This window comes from Dactylosporangium sp. NPDC051541, assembly GCF_044454505.1.
In the GTDB taxonomy this organism is placed as follows: Bacteria; Actinomycetota; Actinomycetes; order Mycobacteriales; family Micromonosporaceae; genus Dactylosporangium.
On the sequence record NZ_JBITDU010000003.1, the window covers coordinates 791,800 to 808,774 of the forward strand.

The following is a 16,975-nucleotide window of genomic DNA, read 5'->3' on the forward strand; positions in this document are numbered from 1 at the left end:
CCTTTATGTGGACCGACCAGAGAGGGGCAGCCATGTCAGTCGTCCGCGCCGCCATCGTCCAGACCAACTGGACGGGCGACAAGGAGTCGATGATCAAGGCGCACGAGGACTACGCCCGCCAGGCCGCCGCCCAGGGCGCCCGGGTGATCTGCTTCCAGGAGCTGTTCTACGGCCCGTACTTCTGCCAGGTGCAGGACTCCGCCTACTACGAGTATGCCGAGTCGATCCCCGGCCCGACCACCGAGCGCTTCCAGGCCCTCGCCGCCGAGCTCGGGATGGTCATGGTCCTGCCGATGTACGAGCAGGAGCAGCCCGGCGTCCTGTACAACACCGCGGCCGTCGTCGACGCCGACGGCACGTATCTCGGCAAGTACCGCAAGAACCACATCCCGCAGGTCAAGGGCTTCTGGGAGAAGTTCTACTTCCGGCCCGGCAACCTCGGCTACCCCGTCTTCGACACCGCCGTCGGCAAGGTCGGCGTCTACATCTGCTACGACCGGCACTTCCCGGAGGGGTGGCGGGCGCTGGGGCTCAACGGCGCGCAGATCGTGTTCAACCCGTCGGCGACGTCGCGGGGGCTGTCGGCCTACCTGTGGCAGCTGGAGCAGCCGGCGTCGGCGGTGGCCAACGAGTACTTCATCGGCGCCATCAACCGCACCGGCATCGAGGACCTGGGCGAGAACGACTTCTACGGGACCAGCTACTTCGTGGACCCCGAGGGCAAGTTCGTCGGCGAGGTCGGCGACTCGCACAACCCCGAGCTCATCGTGCGCGACCTGGACCTGGATCTGCTGGCCACGGTACGGGACCGGTGGCAGTTCTATCGCGATCGGCGCCCGGACGCCTATGGGGAGCTGGTCCAGCCGTGACCGGACTGCTGATCAAAGGCGGGACGGTGGTCGGGCCGCAGGGCCCCATCGCCGCGGACGTGCTCGTCGTCGGCGAGAAGGTATCCGCGCTGTTCATGCCCGGCGACGGGCCGGTCGAGGGCGACTTCGAGACCCTCGACGCGACCGGCAAGTACGTCATCCCGGGCGCCGTCGACGCGCACACGCACATGGAGATGCCGTTCGGCGGGACCAAGGCCAGTGACACCTTCGACACCGGCACCAGGGCCGCGGCGTTCGGCGGCACGACGACGATCATCGACTTCGCCATCCAGCGCTACGGCGAGGTCGTCGAGGACGGCCTGGCCGCGTGGCACGCCAAGACCGAGGGCGAGTGCCACATCGACTACGCCTTCCACATGATCATCGGCGGGGTCGACGACGACTCGCTCAAGGCCATGGACCAGCTGGTCGCGAGTGAAGGCATCACGAGCTTCAAGCTGTTCATGGCCTACCCCGGCGTCTTCTACAGCGACGACGGGCAGATCCTGCGGGCCATGCAGAAGGCCCGGGACAACGGCGCCATGATCATGATGCACGCCGAGAACGGGCCGGCCATCGACGTGCTCGTCAAGCAGGCCCTCGAGCGGGGTGAGACCGACCCGCTGTATCACGGCCTCACCCGCCCGCAGGAGCTCGAGGCCGAGGCCACCAGCCGGGCGATCTGGCTGGCCAGCGTCGCCGCCGACTGCCCGCTCTACATCGTGCACCTGTCCGCGTCCAAGGCCCTCGAGCAGGTCGCCGCGGCCCGCGACCTGGGCCGCAACGTGTTCGCCGAGACCTGCCCGCAGTACCTCTACCTCACCCTGGAGGACCAGCTCGGCGCCGACGGGTTCGAGGGCGCCAAGTGGGTCTGCTCCACCCCGCTGCGCAGCAAGCACGAGCCGCACCGGGCCGACCTGTGGAAGGGCCTGCGCAGCAACGATCTCTCCGTCGTCTCCACCGACCACTGCCCCTTCTGCTTCAAGGACCAGAAGGAGATGGGCATCGGCGACTTCTCGAAGATCCCCAACGGCATCGGCAGCGTCGAGCACCGCGTCGACCTGCTGTACCAAGGGGTCGTCGACGGGAAGCTGTCCCTGGCCCGCTGGGTCGAGACGATCGCCACCACGCCGGCCCGGATGTTCGGCCTCTTCCCGCAGAAGGGCATCATCGCGCCCGGCTCCGACGCCGACATCGTCCTCTACGACCCCGCGGCCCGCACCCGCATCGGCGTGGAGACGCACCACATGAACATGGACTACTCGGCCTGGGAGGGCTTCGAGGTCGCCGGCAAGGTCGACACCGTCATCTCCCGCGGCACCGTGATCGTGTCCGAGGACACCTACCACGGCACCAAGGGCCACGGACGGTTCGTCCGCCGCGGACTGTCGGACTACCTCCTTTAGGGGCTGAGCACATGCGAGAGATCAAGCACTGGCTCGACGGGCAGGCCGTCGCCGGCACCAGTGGCCGGCAGCTGCCGGTCTGGGACCCGGCCACCGGCGAGCAGCAGGCCTACGTCGTCGCCGCGACCGCCGCCGAGACCGACACCGCGGTGGCGAGCGCGCTCGCCGCGTTCCCGGCCTGGCGGGCCGCCTCACTGTCCCGCCGGGCCGAGGTCATGTTCCGGTTCCGGGAGCTCGTCGACGCCAACCGCAAGGAGATCGCCGCGCTGGTCTCGGCCGAGCACGGCAAGACCGTCGCCGACGCCGAGGGTGAGCTGGCCCGCGGCCTGGAGAACATCGAGTTCGCCACCGGCGCCCCGCACCTGCTCAAGGGCGGCTACAGCGAGCAGGCCAGCACCGGCGTCGACGTCTACTCGATCCGCCAGCCGCTGGGTGTCGTCGCCGGCATCACGCCGTTCAACTTCCCGGCGATGGTACCGATGTGGATGTTCTGCAACGCGCTCGTCTGCGGCAACACCTTCGTGCTCAAGCCCAGCGAGAAGGACCCGTCGCCGTCGCTGCTGCTGGCCGACCTGCTGCGCCAGGCCGGCCTGCCCGACGGCTGCTTCAACGTCGTGCAGGGGGACCGGGAGGCCGTCGAGCGGCTCCTCGTCCACCCCGATGTGCAGGCGCTGAGCTTCGTCGGCTCCACGCCCATCGCCAAGGCCGTCTATGAAGCCGGCACCAGAGCCGGGAAACGGGTCCAAGCGTTGGGAGGAGCCAAAAATCATATGGTGGTACTCCCAGACGCCGACATCGCCGCGGCCGCCGACGCCGCCGTTTCGGCCGGCTACGGTTCGGCGGGCGAACGGTGCATGGCGGTCTCGGTCGTCGTCGCCGTCGGTGCCGTCGCCGACCCCCTCGTCGCCGCGATCAGTGAGCGCATCGGCCGGATCGCGGTCGGCCCGGCCACGGACCCCGCCGCCGAGATGGGGCCGCTCATCACCCGCGAGCACCGCGACAAGGTGGCCGGCTATCTCGCCGATCCGGGTGCGGCCGAGGTCGTCGTCGACGGCCGCGACGCGCCCGTCAGCAGCGGCCCCGGGTTCTTCCTGGGCGCCTCCCTGGTGGACAAGGTGACGACGGACTCGCCGCTGTACAAGGACGAGATCTTCGGGCCGCTGCTGTCCGTGGTCCGGGCCGACTCCTATGAAGAGGCCCTGCAGATGGTCAACGACAACGAGTACGGCAACGGCACCGCGATCTTCACCCGCGACGGCGGTGCCGCCCGGCAGTTCCAGTACGACGTGGTCTGCGGCATGGTCGGCGTCAACGTCCCCGTGCCGGTCCCGGTCGCCTACTACAGCTTCGGCGGCTGGAAGTCCTCGCTCTTCGGCGACCTGCACATGTACGGCCCCGAAGGCATCCAGTTCTACACGCGCAGCAAGGTGGTCACTTCGAGGTGGCCGGACCCGGCGACCTCCAAGGTGGACCTCGGATTCCCGAAGGTGCGGTGACAGCATGGACGTAGGGGTGGTGCTGCAGTGCGATCCGCCCGCCATGGGCGTGGTCGAGCTGGCGAAGCGGGCCGAGGCGGCCGGGTTCAGCCACGTGTGGACGTTCGACTCGCACGTGCTGTGGCAGGAGCCGTTCGTCATCTACAGCAAGATCCTCGCCGACACCGAGCGGGTCGTCGTCGGCCCGATGGTGACCAACCCGGGGACCCGGGACTGGACGGTCACCGCGTCGCTGTTCGCCACCCTCAACGAGATGTACGGCAACCGCACGGTCTGCGGCATCGGCCGCGGCGACTCCGCGGTCCGGGTCCTCGGCTCGCGGCCGACCACCCTCGCGGAGCTGCGGGAGTGCGTGCAGGTCATCCGCGAGCTCGGCAACGGACGGGCAGTACACCTGCGGGATCGGGATCTGCAGTTCGCCTGGGCCCCGGATTCGCGGCTCGAGGTGTGGGTCGCGGCCTATGGGCCGAAGGCGCTCGCGCTCACCGGTGAGGTCGGCGACGGATACATCCTGCAGCTGGCCGATCCCGACATCGCGGCGTGGATGATCGCGGCGGTGCGCAAAGCGGCGGAGCGGGCCGGGCGCGATCCGGCGGCGATCAAGTTCTGCGTCGCCGCGCCCGCGTACGTCGGCGACGACCTGGCCCACCAGCGGGAGCAGACCCGCTGGTTCGGCGGCATGGTCGGCAACCACGTCGCCGACATCGTCGAACGCTACGGCGCCGGCGGGGCCGTGCCGACCGTGCTCACCGACTACATCCAGGGCCGCAAGGGCTACGACTACGCCGAGCACGGCCGGGCCGGCAACACCCACACCGACTTCGTCCCCGACGAGGTCGTCGACCGGTTCTGCATCCTCGGCCCGGTCGAGCACCATCTCAAGCGCCTGGCCGAGCTCAAGGAGCTCGGCGTGGACCAGTTCGCCCTGTACCTGCAGCACGACGCGAAGGAGTCCACGCTCGCCGCCTACGGCGAGCACATCATCCCGGTCGTCACATGAAACGAATCCTCGGAGCCCTCGCCGGCCTGGCCGTCTTCGTCCTCCTCTGGGAGGGCTACAAGGCGGTCGGGGACGACGAGGGCACCGTCCTCTTCGGTGTGCGCATCCTCCCGCGCGCCGACGATCTTTCCATGCCGCACCTGTACTCCGTGCTCGATCGACTGTCCCGACCGGAGCTCACCGGCGGGCGGCCCATCTGGCGGGTCGTGCTCGACGCGTGCCTGTTCACCCTCGGCGTCACCGCGGTCGGCTTCGCCGCCGGTGTCCTCATCGGCTTCGTCCTGGCCGCGCTCATGCAGCGCTTCCGGGTCGTCGAGCGCGGCCTCCTGCCGTACGTGGTCCTGTCCCAGACGGTCCCCCTGGTGGCCCTGGCGCCGCTGGTCGCCGGCTGGAGCGGCGCGCTGTCGTTCGGGCCGTACCCGTGGCAGGACTGGATGACGGTGTCCGTGATCGCCGCCTACCTCGCGTTCTTCCCGGTCGCCGTGGGCCTCCTGCGTGGCCTGCAGTCACCGTCGGCGGCCGGGGTCGAGCTGATGCGCAGCTACGCCGCCGGCTGGTGGCGCACGTTCGTCAAGCTGCGGCTGCCCGCGGCGCTGCCGTTCCTGTTCCCGGCGCTGCGGCTGGCCGGGGCGGCGGCGGTCGTCGGCGCGGTCGTCGGTGAGATCTCCACCGGCACGCGCGGCGGCATCGGCCGGCTCGTCATCGAGTACTCCCGCGAGGCCACCTCCGACCCCGCCAAGGTCTACACCGCCATGCTCGGCGCCGCGCTGCTCGGTCTGTGCGTCGCCGGGTTCGTGAGCCTGCTCGAGATCCCTCTCATGCGTCATCGCCGTCGAGTTGAGGTGAACGTGATATGACCGCGGTGTCGATCGCGGGTGTCACCAAGGTGTTCAATGAAGGTCGTCCCGACGAAGTGACGGCACTGTCCGATGTAGACCTGACCGTCGAGAGCGGGCAGTTCGTGTCGCTCATCGGCCCGTCCGGGTGCGGCAAGTCCACGCTGCTGCGGCTCATCGCCGACCTCATCGCGCCGACCCTCGGCGACGTGCGGGTGGCCGGGAAACCGGCGGATCAGGCGCGGCGGGACCAGGAGTACGGCATCGCGTTCCAGCAGGCCGGGCTCTTCGAGTGGCGGACCGTGCGGCGCAACGTCGAGCTGCCGCTGGAGCTGCGGAAGATCCCGCGCCAGCAGCGGCGGACCCGGGCCGAGGAGATGCTCGCGCTGGTCGGGCTCGGGGACTTCGGCGGGCACTACCCGGCGCAGCTCTCCGGTGGCATGCAGCAGCGCGTGGCGATCGCACGGGCGCTGGCCGTACACCCGAATCTGCTGTTGATGGACGAACCGTTCGGCGCCCTCGACGAGATGACCCGGGAACGCCTGCAGGCCGAGCTGCTCCAGATCTGTTCGAAGATGCACACTTCCACCGTCTTCGTCACCCACTCGATCTCCGAGGCGGTGTTCCTGTCCGACAAGGTCGTCGTGATGTCGGCCCGCCCCGGCCGCATCACCACCACCATCGACATCGAGCTCGGCGAGCGCAACGAGGCGGTTCGCCAGTCGACGGCCTACTTCGACCACGTCACGGCCGTGCGCAAGGCGTTGCGGTCATGAGGAAGGTCTTCCCTCCGCTCCTGGTCGGGCTGCTCGGCCTGGGTCTGTGGGAGGTCATCGTCAAGGCCGGGCGGATCGCGCCGTTCATCCTGCCGGCGCCGTCGGCGATCTGGGCCGAGCTCGTCGAGCAGCGCACCAACGTCCTCGACGCGGCCCTGGCCAGCGGGGCCAACGCCCTCGTCGGCCTGATCGGCGGGTCCGTCGTCGCGGTCCTGGCCGCCCTCGCCACCAGCCGCGTCCGGCTGCTCAGCGAGATCTCCGTGCCGTTCGCGGCCGTGCTCAACGCGCTGCCGATCATCGCCCTCGCGCCGATCCTCAACAACATGTTCGAGTCCACCAGCAGCGTCCCCCGCCGGCTGGTCGCCGGGATCATCGTGTTCTTCCCGGTCTTCATCAACACGCTGCGCGGCCTGCGGGAGGTCGACCCGACCCACCGCGAGCTCATGGACAGCTACGCGGCGGGGTCCTGGACGTTCGCCCGGCTCGTGCGGCTGCCGGGCGCGCTGCCGTACCTCTTCACCGGCCTGCGACAGGCATCGTCCCTCGCGGTCATCGCCGCGGTCGTCGCGGAGTACTTCGGGGGTCTCCAGGACGGCCTCGGCGCGCGGATCACGTCCGCGGCCGCGTTCACCGCATATCCCCGGGCGTGGGCGTTCGTCTTCGGCGCCTGCGTCCTCGGCCTGGTCTTCTACCTGACCACGCTCCTGCTCGAACGCCTTGCGATGCCTTGGAAGTCTCGACTCTGAGGAGTTCCCCCTGTGAAGAAGAAGTTCGCGTTCATCGTGGCGGCCGGCCTGGTCCTCTCGGGCTGTGGCACCGCTGATTCGACCTCACCGACCACCACCGGCAGCGGCGGCGTGACCACCGTGAAGCTGCAGCTGCAGTGGTTCTACCAGGCCCAGTTCGCCGGCTACATCGCCGCCGTCGACAAGGGCTTCTACAAGGAGCAGGGCCTCGACGTCCAGCTCCTCGAAGGCGGCGTCGACATCGTGCCGCAGACCGTCCTGGCCACCGGCAAGGCCGACTACGCGGTCGCGTGGGTGCCCAAGGCCCTCGCCTCCCGTGAGCAGGGCGCCGGCATCACCGACGTCGGGCAGATCTTCGCCCGCTCCGGCACCTACCAGGTCGCGTTCGCCAGCTCCAACATCAAGTCCCCGGCCGACTTCAAGGGCAAGAAGGTCGGCAACTGGGGCTTCGGCAACGAGTACGAGCTCTTCGCCGGCATGACCAAGGCCGGCCTCAACCCCGGCAAGGACGTCACCCTCGTCCAGCAGCAGTTCGACATGCAGGCGCTGCTGAAGAAGGAGATCGACGTCGCACAGGCCATGTCCTACAACGAGTACGCGCAGCTGCTCGAGGCCACCAACCCGGCCACCGGCCAGCTGTACAAGCCCGAGGACTTCCAGATCATCGACTGGAAGACCGTCGGCTCGTCCATGCTGCAGGACGCGGTGTGGGCCAACACCGAGAAGCTCAAGGACAAGGCGTATCAGGACCAGACGGTGAGGTTCCTGACCGCCACCGTCAAGGGCTGGGCCTACTGCCGCGACCACGCCGAGGAGTGCCGCGACCTGGTCGTCGCCAAGGGCTCGAAGCTCGGCAAGACCCACCAGCTGTGGCAGATGAACGAGGTCAACAAGCTGATCTGGCCGTCGGCGAAGGGCATCGGGCTGGTCGACGAGGCCGACTGGAGCCGGACGGTCGACATCTCCCAGACGACCAAGAACCAGACCGGCGACACGGTACTGAAGAAGAAGCCCGAGGGTCTCGCCTACACCAACGACTACATGCAGAAGGCCCTCGACGCCGCCAAGGCCGCCGGCGTCGACATTACCGGCTCGTCGTTCGCGCCGACCCCGGTCACGCTGACCGCCGGCGGCGCCTGAGGCTTCGGGGCGGCCGTCCGATCGCGGACGGCCGCCCCGAACCAGGTATCAGCTCACGTACCACGCCTGGAGCCAGTTGTCGTCGACCGGCCGCGTGAACACCCACTCGTCGGCGGCGTCCAGACGCTCGTTGTTGCGGCGGTTGGTCAGCTCGAGGGTGTTGCCGGAGAGGTCGGCAATCCAGTCGCGCGTGCCCATCATGCACAGCGTGGACTGGATCGGGAACTGGCCCGGGATGCTGGAGATGCACATGTAGGTCGCGGCGTTCTCGATCGTGCCGGTCGGCTGGACGTACCAACGCTGGTAGCGACTGCCGTTGCACGGCGCCATGTACACCGCGGCGGTGTTGTTGTACCGGATCGGGCCGCCGGTCAGGCACGCCCCGGTGTCGGCGTTCTGGAGCTGCACCGGGCCGAGTGTCGAGGAGATGACCCCGGCCGATGCGGGCTCGCCCAGGACGGCGATGGCGGCGGTCACGGTGGCGGCCAGCGCGACGAGCTTGGTTCGTGCGGACATGCTTCGATCTCCTCTGTCTCCGTTGTGATGACGGGGGAGTAGACGGCCCGGCGCCCCCTGAGATACGAGTGTCGATTTCCGGACAGGCCCTCGGGAAACGGGGCGGACGGTCACCCGGCGATGCCGTATGGTCGGCGCCGTGCGTCGACCCTGGCTACCCCTGATCCTCTCCGCGGCCCTGCTCACGTCCGCGTGCACCGGCAGCGATCCCGAGCCGAAGACCACCGGCAGCGCGGCCCCGAGCGCGTCCCCGAGCGCGGCCGGGCCGGACTACAGCGCGTGGGCCGCGGGCAAGTCGACGCCGGTCGCCGACCCGATGTACCCCGGCTACGGCAACGCCGCGGTCGACGTGCTGCACTACGGGCTCGACCTGGACTGGAAGCCGGACACGAAGACGCTTACCGGGACCGCGACCCTCCAGCTGCGGGCGGCGGCCGACCTCACCGAGGTGAAGCTCGACTTCTCGAAGGCCTACACGCTCGACGGCGTCACCCTCAACGGCTCAGCGGTCACCGGTACCGTCGCCGACACGAAACTCGCGGTGCCCGGCACCCTCGCCAAGGACGCGTTCGCCACCCTCGTCGTCAAGTATCACGGGACGCCGGCGACGGTACCGATGCCATCGCACCGATCCGACGTCGAACCCCTCGGCCTGACCGTGACCAAGGACGGCGGCCTGTGGACGATGCAGGAGCCCTACGGCGCCGGCACCTGGTATCCGGCGAACGACCAGCCGTCGGACAAGGCCCTCTACGACATCGCGGTCACCGTGCCGGACGGCTGGTCCGCGATCGCCGGTGGGTCGCCGAAGACCAAGGACGGCAACACGTTCAAGTACACCTCGGCGCAGCCGGTCGCCAGCTATCTGACGACCCTGGCCGTCGGGCAGTACAAGCAGGAGACGGCGGCCGGACCGCACGGGGTTCCGCTGACCTACTGGTACCGCGCGGGCGCCGACGACAAGGCGCTGCCGTATGTGCGCAAGTCGCCGCAGTACCTGCAGTGGCTGGAGGCGCACTTCGGCCCCTACCCGTTCGACAGCGCGGGCGTGCTCATGGTGCCGTCGGCCTCCGGCATGGAGACCCAGCAGATGATCACGATGGGCCTGCCCGACTACGGCTCCGACGCCGACTTCAAGACCGGCTTCGACGCCGACCTGCTGCACGAGTATGCCCACCAGTGGTTCGGCGACGCGGTCACCCCGACGAACTGGAACGACCTGTGGCTCAACGAGGGCTGGGCCACCTACGCCCAGCACCTCTACACCAACGAGCGCGACAAGGTGACGGCGAAGCAGTGGGAGGACTGGGCCCGCGGTGTCGACGCGCGGCTGCGCAAGAACCTCGGCCCGCCCGGCCACCCCAAGGCCGACAGCTTCGCCGAGAGCAACGTCTACATGTGCCCGGCCCTGATGCTGCACCAGATCCACCAGCAGATCGGCGACACCGCGTTCTTCTCCCTCGCGACCGACTGGGCCCAGAAGAACCGCGGCACGACCCAGGACCGGGCCTCGTTCATCGCGTTCGTCAACCAGCACACCGGCAAGGACTTCACCGCCCTGATCAACACCTGGCTGGACTCACCGACCACGCCGAAGTAGTCGTCATGGGACCTCGCTGAGCCGCTCGGCCGCCAGCCGGATCGTCGGCGCATGGCGGCCGGGCGTGTAGGCCCCGGTGTGCCCGGTCAGCCCGACCACCCCCACGACCGTGCCCGCGGCGTCGCGGACGGGCGCGGCCAGGCAGCTCCAGCCGAGGCGAAACTGCTCGTCCTCGGCGGCGACCCCGGTGTCCCGCACCCGGCGGAGCTCCACCGCCAGCTGCCGCCGCGACGACAGGGCGTGCGGCGTGGCCCGCCGGATCGGCAACCGCTCGAACCGTTCGGCGATCTCCGGCCGATGCGCGAGCACGATCCGTCCGGTGGCGGTGCCGAGATACCCCTCCAGCTTCTGCGCGTGCGGCCACGGATAGGCGCCGTTGGGCGGCGCCAGCGGCCCGTGCACGGCGTCGAACATGAGCACGTCGTCGCCGTCGATGAGGCTGAGCCAGGCTGACTGCCCGGTGCGCCGGTTGAGCTCCAGCAGCAGCGGCCCCGACGTGCGGCGCAGCGCGTCGTCCCGGGTGATCCGCAGCGCCAGCCGCTCCAGGTCGGTGCCGGCCGTGTAGCCCTCCGGTGTCCGGGCCAGCATCCCCCGCCGGGCCAGGTCGTTGGCGATCCGCCGGACCGTCGGCTTGGGCACCCCGGTCACCTGCGTCAGACGCGCGAGTGTGATCGGCCCCTGCCGGGCCACGGTGGCGAGCACGAGCAGGACCCGCCCGGTGACGGTGCCGTCATCCATGCCGCGATGGTAAGGCTTTTGTGTGTCACTCACTGACACGTTTGTGGCACGCGCGGTGTCCGGCCCTCATCCTCGGCAGGCGTGAAGACTCTGGGTCAGGTGCTGTTGTCGCTCGTCGTCCTCGCACTGCTCGGCACCGTGCTGAACCGGGTGCTCGGCGACGGCTGGTATCACGATCTCCCCGGTGGAGACGGGGTCGACCCGCCACCGGCCGCGACGAACGGCGGGGGCGGCGGGAACGGCGGGGGCGGGGCCAAGTGCCGGCAGCCGAGCGCCGAGACCACCGGGAAGCTGCCGAAGCTGGGCGGCGACTACAACGCCACGATCAACCCGTGCCTGTCGTTCGCCGACGTGCTGGCCCAGCTGAACGACCTGGTCCCCGAGCGCGATGCGAAGGTGCCCGGCGGCGAGGGCTCGCCGGACGCGGTGCGGCCCCAGCGGGAGAAGTTCCACCGGGGCGTGGCCGCGGCCCGCAAGCGCATCGGCACCCTGGTCACCGCGAAGGACGCCGTGCAGTGTGGCTACGCCACCGACCACCTGGCGATCGGGCTCTATCAGGCCAAGAGCCCCAAGTGGTCGGCGGGCGTCGTCGCGGTGCTGCGCGGCGATCTCGACGCGGTCACCGAGACGGCCGTGTGCACCCTGCTGCGCCAGATCCCCGGCCTCGGCGACGGCGAGCAGGACGAGCAGCCCCCGCCGCGGGTGTCGTTCTGCTTCGACCACAAACGGCAGGGTGAGTTCACCTGGATGTGGCTCGGCTCCAGTGACGTCGTCTGTTCGCTGTTCGCCGGCAAGCTCGGCGGCGCCGGGACCGGCGACCCGGAGGCCGTCCTGGTGTGGGCCGACCCGCTGAGCAAGCGGACCGGCCCGCGCCTCGCCGACCAGGAGGTGGCCAAGTTGCCGTTCGGCACGCCCGTCGCCGTCGAGTGCCAGTTTCTGGACGGCGACGCGGTCACCGGGCTGTCCGGCCGGCCCGACAAGCGGTGGGTCCGGCTCAAGGACGGCAAGTATGTCTCCCGGGCCTTCCTGACCCGGCGGGACCGGCAGGAGCTGCTCATCGACGACTGTCAGCCGCAGTAGGCGTCGGCGGCCTCCAGGGCGTCGTCGAGGGCGTCGATGCCGCGCAGCAGGTCGTCCTCGGAGATGATCAGGGGCGGGACGACGTGGACGCGGTTGAAGTGGGTGAAGGGCCAGACGCCGCGGGCCTTGCACGCGGCGATGACGTCGGCCATGGGCTTGGCGGCGGGGCCGGAGGCGTTGTAGGGGACCAGCATCTCGCGGGTCTCCTTGGAGCGGACCAGCTCGATCGCCCAGAACAGGCCGAGGCCGCGCACGTCGCCGACGCACGGGTGGCGGTCGCGGAGCTTCTCCAGGCGGGGGCGCACGACGCGCTCGCCGAGGTCGCGCACGCGCTCGGGGATCCGCTCGTCGCGCATCACCTCGATGGTGGCCACGGCGGCCGCGCAGGCCAGGGGGTGGCCGGAGTAGGTCAGGCCGCCGGGGAACGGGCGCTCGGCGAAGGTCTCGTAGACGCGCTCGCCGAGGATGACGCCGCCGAGGGGGACGTAGCCGGAGTTGACGCCCTTCGCGAAGGTGATCAGGTCAGGGGTGACATCCCAGTGGTCGACCGCGAACCACTCGCCGCACCGGCCGAAGCCGCTCATGACCTCGTCGGCGATGAGCAGGGCGCCGTGGCGGTCGCAGAGGGCGCGGACCCCGGCCAGGTAGCCGGGCGGAGGGACGAGGATGCCGTTGGTGCCGACGACCGGCTCCAGGATGACGGCCGCGATCGTCTGCGGTCCCTCCAGGGTGAAGACCTCGTCGAGGTGGGCGAGGGCGCGCTCGGTCTCCTGCTCCGGGGTGTCGGCGTGGAAGGGGGAGCGGTACGGATACGGCCCGAAGAACCGCGCGACACCCGGCATCGCGGGCTCGTTGGCCCAGCGGCGGGGGTCGCCGGTGAGCGTGATCGAGCCGGTGGTCGCGCCGTGGTAGGAGCGGTAGGCGGCGAGGATCTTGTGCCGGCCGGTGGTGCCGCGGGCCATCCGGATCGCGTGCTCGTTGGCCTCGGTGCCGCCGTTGGTGAAGAACACGTGCCGCAGGTCGCCCGGTGCGGCCTCGGCGATCAGGCGGGCGGCTTCGCTGCGGGCGGCGTTGCCGAACGTCGGCGCGACCGTGCACAGCTTCGCGGCCTGCTCCTGGATGGCGGCGACGACCCGCGGGTGCTGGTGGCCGAGGTTGAGGTTGACCAGCTGCGAGGAGAAGTCGAGGTAGCGGGTCCCGGCCTCGTCCCAGAACGTGGCACCGAGGCCGCCCTCGATCACGACCGGGTCGAGTGCCCGCTGGGCGGACCAGGAGTGGAAGACGTGTGCGCGGTCGTCGCGGTAGGCGTCGGAGCGTTGTCCGGTCATCCTGTGACGCTAATCGCACAGCAGCGACCGTACAATAACCGGTCTGTTTCAAAGTGTTCTCAGGCGTAGCCTGGCGTCCATGCAGATCACTTCGGTATCGGAGCTGGAGGACCTGCTCGGCGCACCGATGCCCCGGGCCGTGAGCAAGGAACGCGACCGCCTCTGCCAGACCGACCGCGACTGGCTGGCACTCTCCCCGTTCGTCCTGGTCGGCACCGCCGACGCGGACGGCAACTGCGACGTCTCACCCAAGGGCGACCCGCCGGGGTTCGTCCACGTCGTCGACGACCGCACGATCGCGGTCCCCGAGCGCCCCGGCAACCGGCGCGCCGACGGCTTCCACAACATCCTGGCCAACCCGCACGTCGGCCTGATCTTCCTGGTGCCGGGCCGCCGCGAGACGCTGCGCATCAACGGCCGGGCCCGGCTGCTCACCGATGCGCCGTGGTTCGAGGACCTGGTCGTCGAGGGGCACCAGCCGATCCTGGCCATGGTGGTCGACATCGACACGATCTTCTTCCACTGCCAGAAGGCGTTCATGCGCTCGAAGCTGTGGAAGCCCGAGACGTGGACGCCGGACGTCCTGCCGACGCACGCGAAGCTCGTCAAGAGCGTCCAGGACACGGCGGAGTCGGTGGAGGAGCTCGAGGCCTACTACGCCGAGGACAACTACAGCCGCGGGCTTTACGCCCACTGAAGTTAGGGGTCTAGCCCCACTGTGCTCGACGTTCAGCCGGACCAGAATGGCGTCATGAAGCTGTGGCCGTTCGTGCGCCGGGGGCTGATCAGTGCCGCCCGGGTGGTGCTCATCGGCGTCCTCAGCGTGCCCGTCCACATCGTCCTCATCATCCTCACCGTGCTCTCGTTCGTCTTCACCGTGCTCGGGGTCGGCCTGGTGCTCGCGCCGCTCGTGCAGCTGCTCGTGCGGCGCTACGCCGACCTGCGGCGGTGGATGGCCCGGGAGTGGGGCGGGGTCGACATCCCGCGGCCCTACCGGCCGCCGCCGGCCGGGGCGTGGATCGGCTCGCCGCGGCGCTGGCTGTGGCTGGTGCGCGACCCGGCGACCTGGCGGGACCTGCTGTGGCTGCTGGGCGGGGCGCCGATCGGGTTCGCCTCGGGGCTCGCGACGCTCGTCATGTTCGTCTACGGCGCCCTGGGCGTGTTGCTGATCCCGGTCGTGGACAACCTGGCGTCCGGGGGCGACAGCGGCTACGGGGTCACGTGGCCGCTCAACCCGGTCAGCTACCTCACCGTGCCGTTCCAGGGCGCCCTGGTCGTGGCGGCCGTGCTCTACGGGGCGCCGTGGCTGCTGTGGGGGATCGCGAAGTACGACCACAGCCTCCTCGGCCCGACCAGCTCGGCCGTGCTGGCCCAGCGGGTTGACCGGCTCACCGAGACCCGGACCCAGGTCGTCGACGCGCAGGCGGCCGAGCTGCGGCGGATCGAGCGGGACCTGCACGACGGGGCGCAGGCGCGGATCGTGGCGCTCGGGATGAGCCTCGGGATGGCCGAGGACCTGGTCGTGCGCGACCCGGCCGCGGCCCAGCAGCTTATCGCCGAGGCGCGGGAGGCCAGTGGGATGGCCCTGGCCGAGCTGCGCCAGCTGGTGCGGGGCATCCACCCGCCGGTGCTGGCCGAGCGGGGCCTGACCGGCGGCCTGTCGGCGCTCGCGCTGACCCTGCCGCTGCCGGTCGCGGTCGAGGGTGAGCTGCCCGGGCGGCCCGCGGCGCCGGTCGAGTCGGCGCTCTACTTCGCCGTCGCCGAGGCCCTCGCCAACGTCGTCAAGCACAGCGGCGCCACCGAGGCCTGGCTGTCGTTGTCCTATCTGGGCGGCGCCATATACTGCACCGTCGGCGACGACGGGGTCGGCGGCGCCGCACCGCGGACCGGCTCCGGCCTGGCCGGGGTCGAGCGGCGGCTGGCCGCGTTCGACGGCGCACTGCGGGTCGACAGCCCGCCCGGAGGACCGACCGTGCTGACGATGGAGCTGCCGTGCGTGTTGTCATCGCCGAAGACCACGCCCTCCTCCGCGACGGGCTGATCCGCCTCCTCGGCGCCTACGGGTTCCAGGTCGTCCAGGCCGTCGACAACGGCACGGACCTGCGCACCGCCCTGCTGCACCACCGCCCCGACGTGGCCGTCGTCGACGTGCGCCTCCCGCCGACGTTCACCGACGAGGGCCTGCGCGCGGCGATCTCGGCCCGGGCCGAGGTCCCCGGCCTGCCCGTGCTCGTCCTGTCGCAGCACGTCGAGCAGCTCTACGCCCGGGAGCTGCTCTCCGACCGCAACGGCGGCGTCGGATACCTGCTGAAGGACCGCGTCTCCACCGTCGGCGAGTTCGTCGACGCGGTCCGCCGGGTCGCCGGTGGCGGCACCGCGATGGACCCGGAGGTCGTCTCCCAGCTCCTCGCCCGCAACGCCGGCGCGCCGACCCGCGCCCTCACGCCCCGCGAGCGCGAGGTCCTGGGGCTGATGGCCGAGGGCCGCTCCAACACGGCGATCGCCGGCCGGCTCTTCGTCACCGAGAAGGCGATCGGCAAGCACATCAACAACATCTTCGCCAAGCTGGCCCTGCCACCGTCCGAGGACGACAACCGCCGCGTCCTCGCCGTCCTCGCATACCTCAACGCATGAGGCGGCCATGGACCGCGGGTGCGGGCATGAGCGCCGCGGCACTGGTGCACCGGCTGCGGGCGGCCGGGTGCGTGTTCGCCGAGGAGGAGGCCGAGCGCCTGCTGGCCGCCGCGCCCTCGGCGGAGGCACTGGAGTCGATGGTCGCGCGCCGCGTCGAGGGGTTCCCGCTCGAGCACGTCCTCGGTTTCGCTGATTTCGCGGGGGTACGCGTCGAGGTCGCCGACACCGTGTTCGTGCCCCGGCACCGCACGGAGCTGCTCACGTCGACGGCCCGCACGATGCTGCGCGACGGCGGTGTGGTGCTGGACCTCTGCTGCGGCACGGGTGCCCTAGGCCTCGTCGTAGTGCGAGGATTTTCGGGGGTACGTCTTGTCGCCTCCGACATCGATCCCGCCGCCGTCGCCTGCGCCCGCCGCAACTTAACCGGTTCACCTTCCGCGGAGTTCACCGCCGAGGTCTTCCAGGGCGACCTGTTCTCGGCGGTGCCGGTGGACCTGCGCGGCCGCGTCGACGTGCTCCTCGCGAACGTGCCCTACGTGCCGACCGCCGAGATCGCCTACCTGCCCGAGGAGTTCCGGGTGCACGAGGCCCGGGCGGCGCTGGACGGCGGCGACGACGGCCTCGACGTGCTCCGCCGGGTCGCCGCCGAGGCCGCGGGCTGGCTGGCCCCGGGCGGCGCGCTGCTCACCGAGGCCGGCGCCGAGCAGCTGGCGACCGCCCACGCGCTGCTGCGCGCGGGCGGCCTGCGACCGCGCACGGTCACCGACGAGGAGACCGAGACCCACGTCGTGGTGGCCGTCGCCTAGCCGG

General features: G+C 70.5%; 17 protein-coding genes. 14 read left to right on the forward strand and 3 right to left on the reverse strand.

The genetic code is table 11. From position 1 onward, the window contains the following. Positions 1 to 32 precede the first annotated feature (32 nt). Genes ACIA8L_RS17850 through ACIA8L_RS17885 form a run of 8 tightly spaced genes read left to right on the forward strand, consistent with a single transcriptional unit; the run spans position 33 to position 8,269 of the window. On the forward strand, positions 33 to 869 hold the full coding sequence (locus ACIA8L_RS17850; protein ID WP_395905591.1) for a nitrilase-related carbon-nitrogen hydrolase: 837 nt from the start codon (positions 33 to 35) through the stop codon (positions 867 to 869). Continuing rightward, entirely contained in the window at positions 866 to 2,275 is a 1,410-nt protein-coding gene (gene hydA / locus ACIA8L_RS17855; protein ID WP_395905593.1) for a dihydropyrimidinase, read from the forward strand. The genes ACIA8L_RS17850 and hydA overlap by 4 nt, the downstream gene beginning before the upstream one ends. An 11-nt stretch (positions 2,276 to 2,286) precedes the next feature. Beyond that, positions 2,287 to 3,771: a CoA-acylating methylmalonate-semialdehyde dehydrogenase gene (locus tag ACIA8L_RS17860; protein WP_395905595.1), complete on the forward strand. Its 1,485-nt coding sequence runs from the start codon at positions 2,287 to 2,289 to the stop codon at positions 3,769 to 3,771. 4 nt (positions 3,772 to 3,775) lie between these two features. Then, complete coding sequence (locus ACIA8L_RS17865; RefSeq protein ID WP_395905597.1) at positions 3,776 to 4,771, forward strand: TIGR03842 family LLM class F420-dependent oxidoreductase; 996 nt, start codon at positions 3,776 to 3,778, stop codon at positions 4,769 to 4,771. After that, positions 4,768 to 5,628: an ABC transporter permease gene (locus tag ACIA8L_RS17870; protein WP_395905599.1), complete on the forward strand. Its 861-nt coding sequence runs from the start codon at positions 4,768 to 4,770 to the stop codon at positions 5,626 to 5,628. The genes ACIA8L_RS17865 and ACIA8L_RS17870 overlap by 4 nt, the downstream gene beginning before the upstream one ends. Next, positions 5,625 to 6,383: an ABC transporter ATP-binding protein gene (locus ACIA8L_RS17875; protein ID WP_395905601.1), complete on the forward strand. Its 759-nt coding sequence runs from the start codon at positions 5,625 to 5,627 to the stop codon at positions 6,381 to 6,383. The genes ACIA8L_RS17870 and ACIA8L_RS17875 overlap by 4 nt, the downstream gene beginning before the upstream one ends. Beyond that, complete coding sequence (locus tag ACIA8L_RS17880) at positions 6,380 to 7,129, forward strand: ABC transporter permease (protein ID WP_395905603.1); 750 nt, start codon at positions 6,380 to 6,382, stop codon at positions 7,127 to 7,129. The genes ACIA8L_RS17875 and ACIA8L_RS17880 overlap by 4 nt, the downstream gene beginning before the upstream one ends. A gap of 12 nt (positions 7,130 to 7,141) precedes the next feature. Continuing rightward, positions 7,142 to 8,269, forward strand: a complete 1,128-nt coding sequence (locus tag ACIA8L_RS17885; RefSeq protein WP_395905605.1) for an ABC transporter substrate-binding protein — start codon at positions 7,142 to 7,144, stop codon at positions 8,267 to 8,269. A 48-nt stretch (positions 8,270 to 8,317) separates the two neighbouring features. On the opposite strand, the gene ACIA8L_RS17890 is transcribed toward ACIA8L_RS17885, so the two are convergent. Further along, a complete protein-coding gene (locus ACIA8L_RS17890) occupies positions 8,318 to 8,785 on the reverse strand; it encodes an RICIN domain-containing protein (RefSeq protein ID WP_395905607.1) in 468 nt (155 codons plus the stop codon). Positions 8,786 to 8,924: 139 nt separating this feature from the next. Between ACIA8L_RS17890 and ACIA8L_RS17895 the strand changes: the two genes are divergently transcribed. Beyond that, positions 8,925 to 10,385: a M1 family metallopeptidase gene (locus ACIA8L_RS17895; protein ID WP_395905609.1), complete on the forward strand. Its 1,461-nt coding sequence runs from the start codon at positions 8,925 to 8,927 to the stop codon at positions 10,383 to 10,385. A 3-nt stretch (positions 10,386 to 10,388) separates the two neighbouring features. On the opposite strand, the gene ACIA8L_RS17900 is transcribed toward ACIA8L_RS17895, so the two are convergent. Then, on the reverse strand, positions 10,389 to 11,123 hold the full coding sequence (locus ACIA8L_RS17900) for an IclR family transcriptional regulator (protein ID WP_395905611.1): 735 nt from the start codon (positions 11,121 to 11,123) through the stop codon (positions 10,389 to 10,391). Between the two features lie 81 nt (positions 11,124 to 11,204). On the opposite strand from ACIA8L_RS17900, the gene ACIA8L_RS17905 reads away from it, so the two are divergent. Beyond that, positions 11,205 to 12,203: a hypothetical protein gene (locus ACIA8L_RS17905; RefSeq protein WP_395905613.1), complete on the forward strand. Its 999-nt coding sequence runs from the start codon at positions 11,205 to 11,207 to the stop codon at positions 12,201 to 12,203. Here ACIA8L_RS17905 and ACIA8L_RS17910 read toward each other — a convergent pair. After that, positions 12,191 to 13,531, reverse strand: coding sequence for an aspartate aminotransferase family protein (locus tag ACIA8L_RS17910; RefSeq protein ID WP_395905615.1), 1,341 nt, complete (start codon positions 13,529 to 13,531; stop codon positions 12,191 to 12,193). The genes ACIA8L_RS17905 and ACIA8L_RS17910 overlap by 13 nt on opposite strands. Before the next feature lie 79 nt (positions 13,532 to 13,610). Here ACIA8L_RS17910 and ACIA8L_RS17915 point away from each other — a divergent pair, with 79 nt between their 5' ends. From ACIA8L_RS17915 to ACIA8L_RS17930, 4 genes are read left to right on the forward strand one after another with little or no spacing between them, the layout of a single operon-like run. Further along, positions 13,611 to 14,228 carry a pyridoxamine 5'-phosphate oxidase family protein gene (locus tag ACIA8L_RS17915; RefSeq protein ID WP_395905617.1) on the forward strand — a complete coding sequence of 206 codons (618 nt, stop codon included), beginning with the start codon at positions 13,611 to 13,613 and terminating at the stop codon, positions 14,226 to 14,228. 54 nt (positions 14,229 to 14,282) lie between these two features. Then, entirely contained in the window at positions 14,283 to 15,572 is a 1,290-nt protein-coding gene (locus ACIA8L_RS17920; RefSeq protein WP_395905619.1) for a sensor histidine kinase, read from the forward strand. Beyond that, positions 15,524 to 16,165 carry a response regulator gene (locus ACIA8L_RS17925; RefSeq protein WP_395905621.1) on the forward strand — a complete coding sequence of 214 codons (642 nt, stop codon included), beginning with the start codon at positions 15,524 to 15,526 and terminating at the stop codon, positions 16,163 to 16,165. The genes ACIA8L_RS17920 and ACIA8L_RS17925 overlap by 49 nt, the downstream gene beginning before the upstream one ends. A gap of 26 nt (positions 16,166 to 16,191) precedes the next feature. Beyond that, positions 16,192 to 16,971 (forward strand): putative protein N(5)-glutamine methyltransferase, encoded by a 780-nt coding sequence (locus ACIA8L_RS17930; protein ID WP_395905623.1) that lies wholly within the window; start codon positions 16,192 to 16,194, stop codon positions 16,969 to 16,971. The last annotated feature ends 4 nt before the right edge of the window (positions 16,972 to 16,975 follow it).

Coding starts and splice junctions, on each gene's coding strand:
- ACIA8L_RS17875 (WP_395905601.1), top strand. CDS start 5,625: ATGACCGCGGTGTCGATCGCGGGTGTCACCAAGGTGTTCAATGAAGGT.
- ACIA8L_RS17900 (WP_395905611.1), bottom strand. CDS start 11,123: ATGGATGACGGCACCGTCACCGGGCGGGTCCTGCTCGTGCTCGCCACC.
- ACIA8L_RS17890 (WP_395905607.1), bottom strand. CDS start 8,785: ATGTCCGCACGAACCAAGCTCGTCGCGCTGGCCGCCACCGTGACCGCC.
- ACIA8L_RS17860 (WP_395905595.1), top strand. CDS start 2,287: ATGCGAGAGATCAAGCACTGGCTCGACGGGCAGGCCGTCGCCGGCACC.
- ACIA8L_RS17920 (WP_395905619.1), top strand. CDS start 14,283: ATGAAGCTGTGGCCGTTCGTGCGCCGGGGGCTGATCAGTGCCGCCCGG.
- ACIA8L_RS17865 (WP_395905597.1), top strand. CDS start 3,776: ATGGACGTAGGGGTGGTGCTGCAGTGCGATCCGCCCGCCATGGGCGTG.
- ACIA8L_RS17880 (WP_395905603.1), top strand. CDS start 6,380: ATGAGGAAGGTCTTCCCTCCGCTCCTGGTCGGGCTGCTCGGCCTGGGT.
- ACIA8L_RS17930 (WP_395905623.1), top strand. CDS start 16,192: ATGAGCGCCGCGGCACTGGTGCACCGGCTGCGGGCGGCCGGGTGCGTG.
- ACIA8L_RS17910 (WP_395905615.1), bottom strand. CDS start 13,531: ATGACCGGACAACGCTCCGACGCCTACCGCGACGACCGCGCACACGTC.
- ACIA8L_RS17870 (WP_395905599.1), top strand. CDS start 4,768: ATGAAACGAATCCTCGGAGCCCTCGCCGGCCTGGCCGTCTTCGTCCTC.
- ACIA8L_RS17915 (WP_395905617.1), top strand. CDS start 13,611: ATGCAGATCACTTCGGTATCGGAGCTGGAGGACCTGCTCGGCGCACCG.
- ACIA8L_RS17850 (WP_395905591.1), top strand. CDS start 33: ATGTCAGTCGTCCGCGCCGCCATCGTCCAGACCAACTGGACGGGCGAC.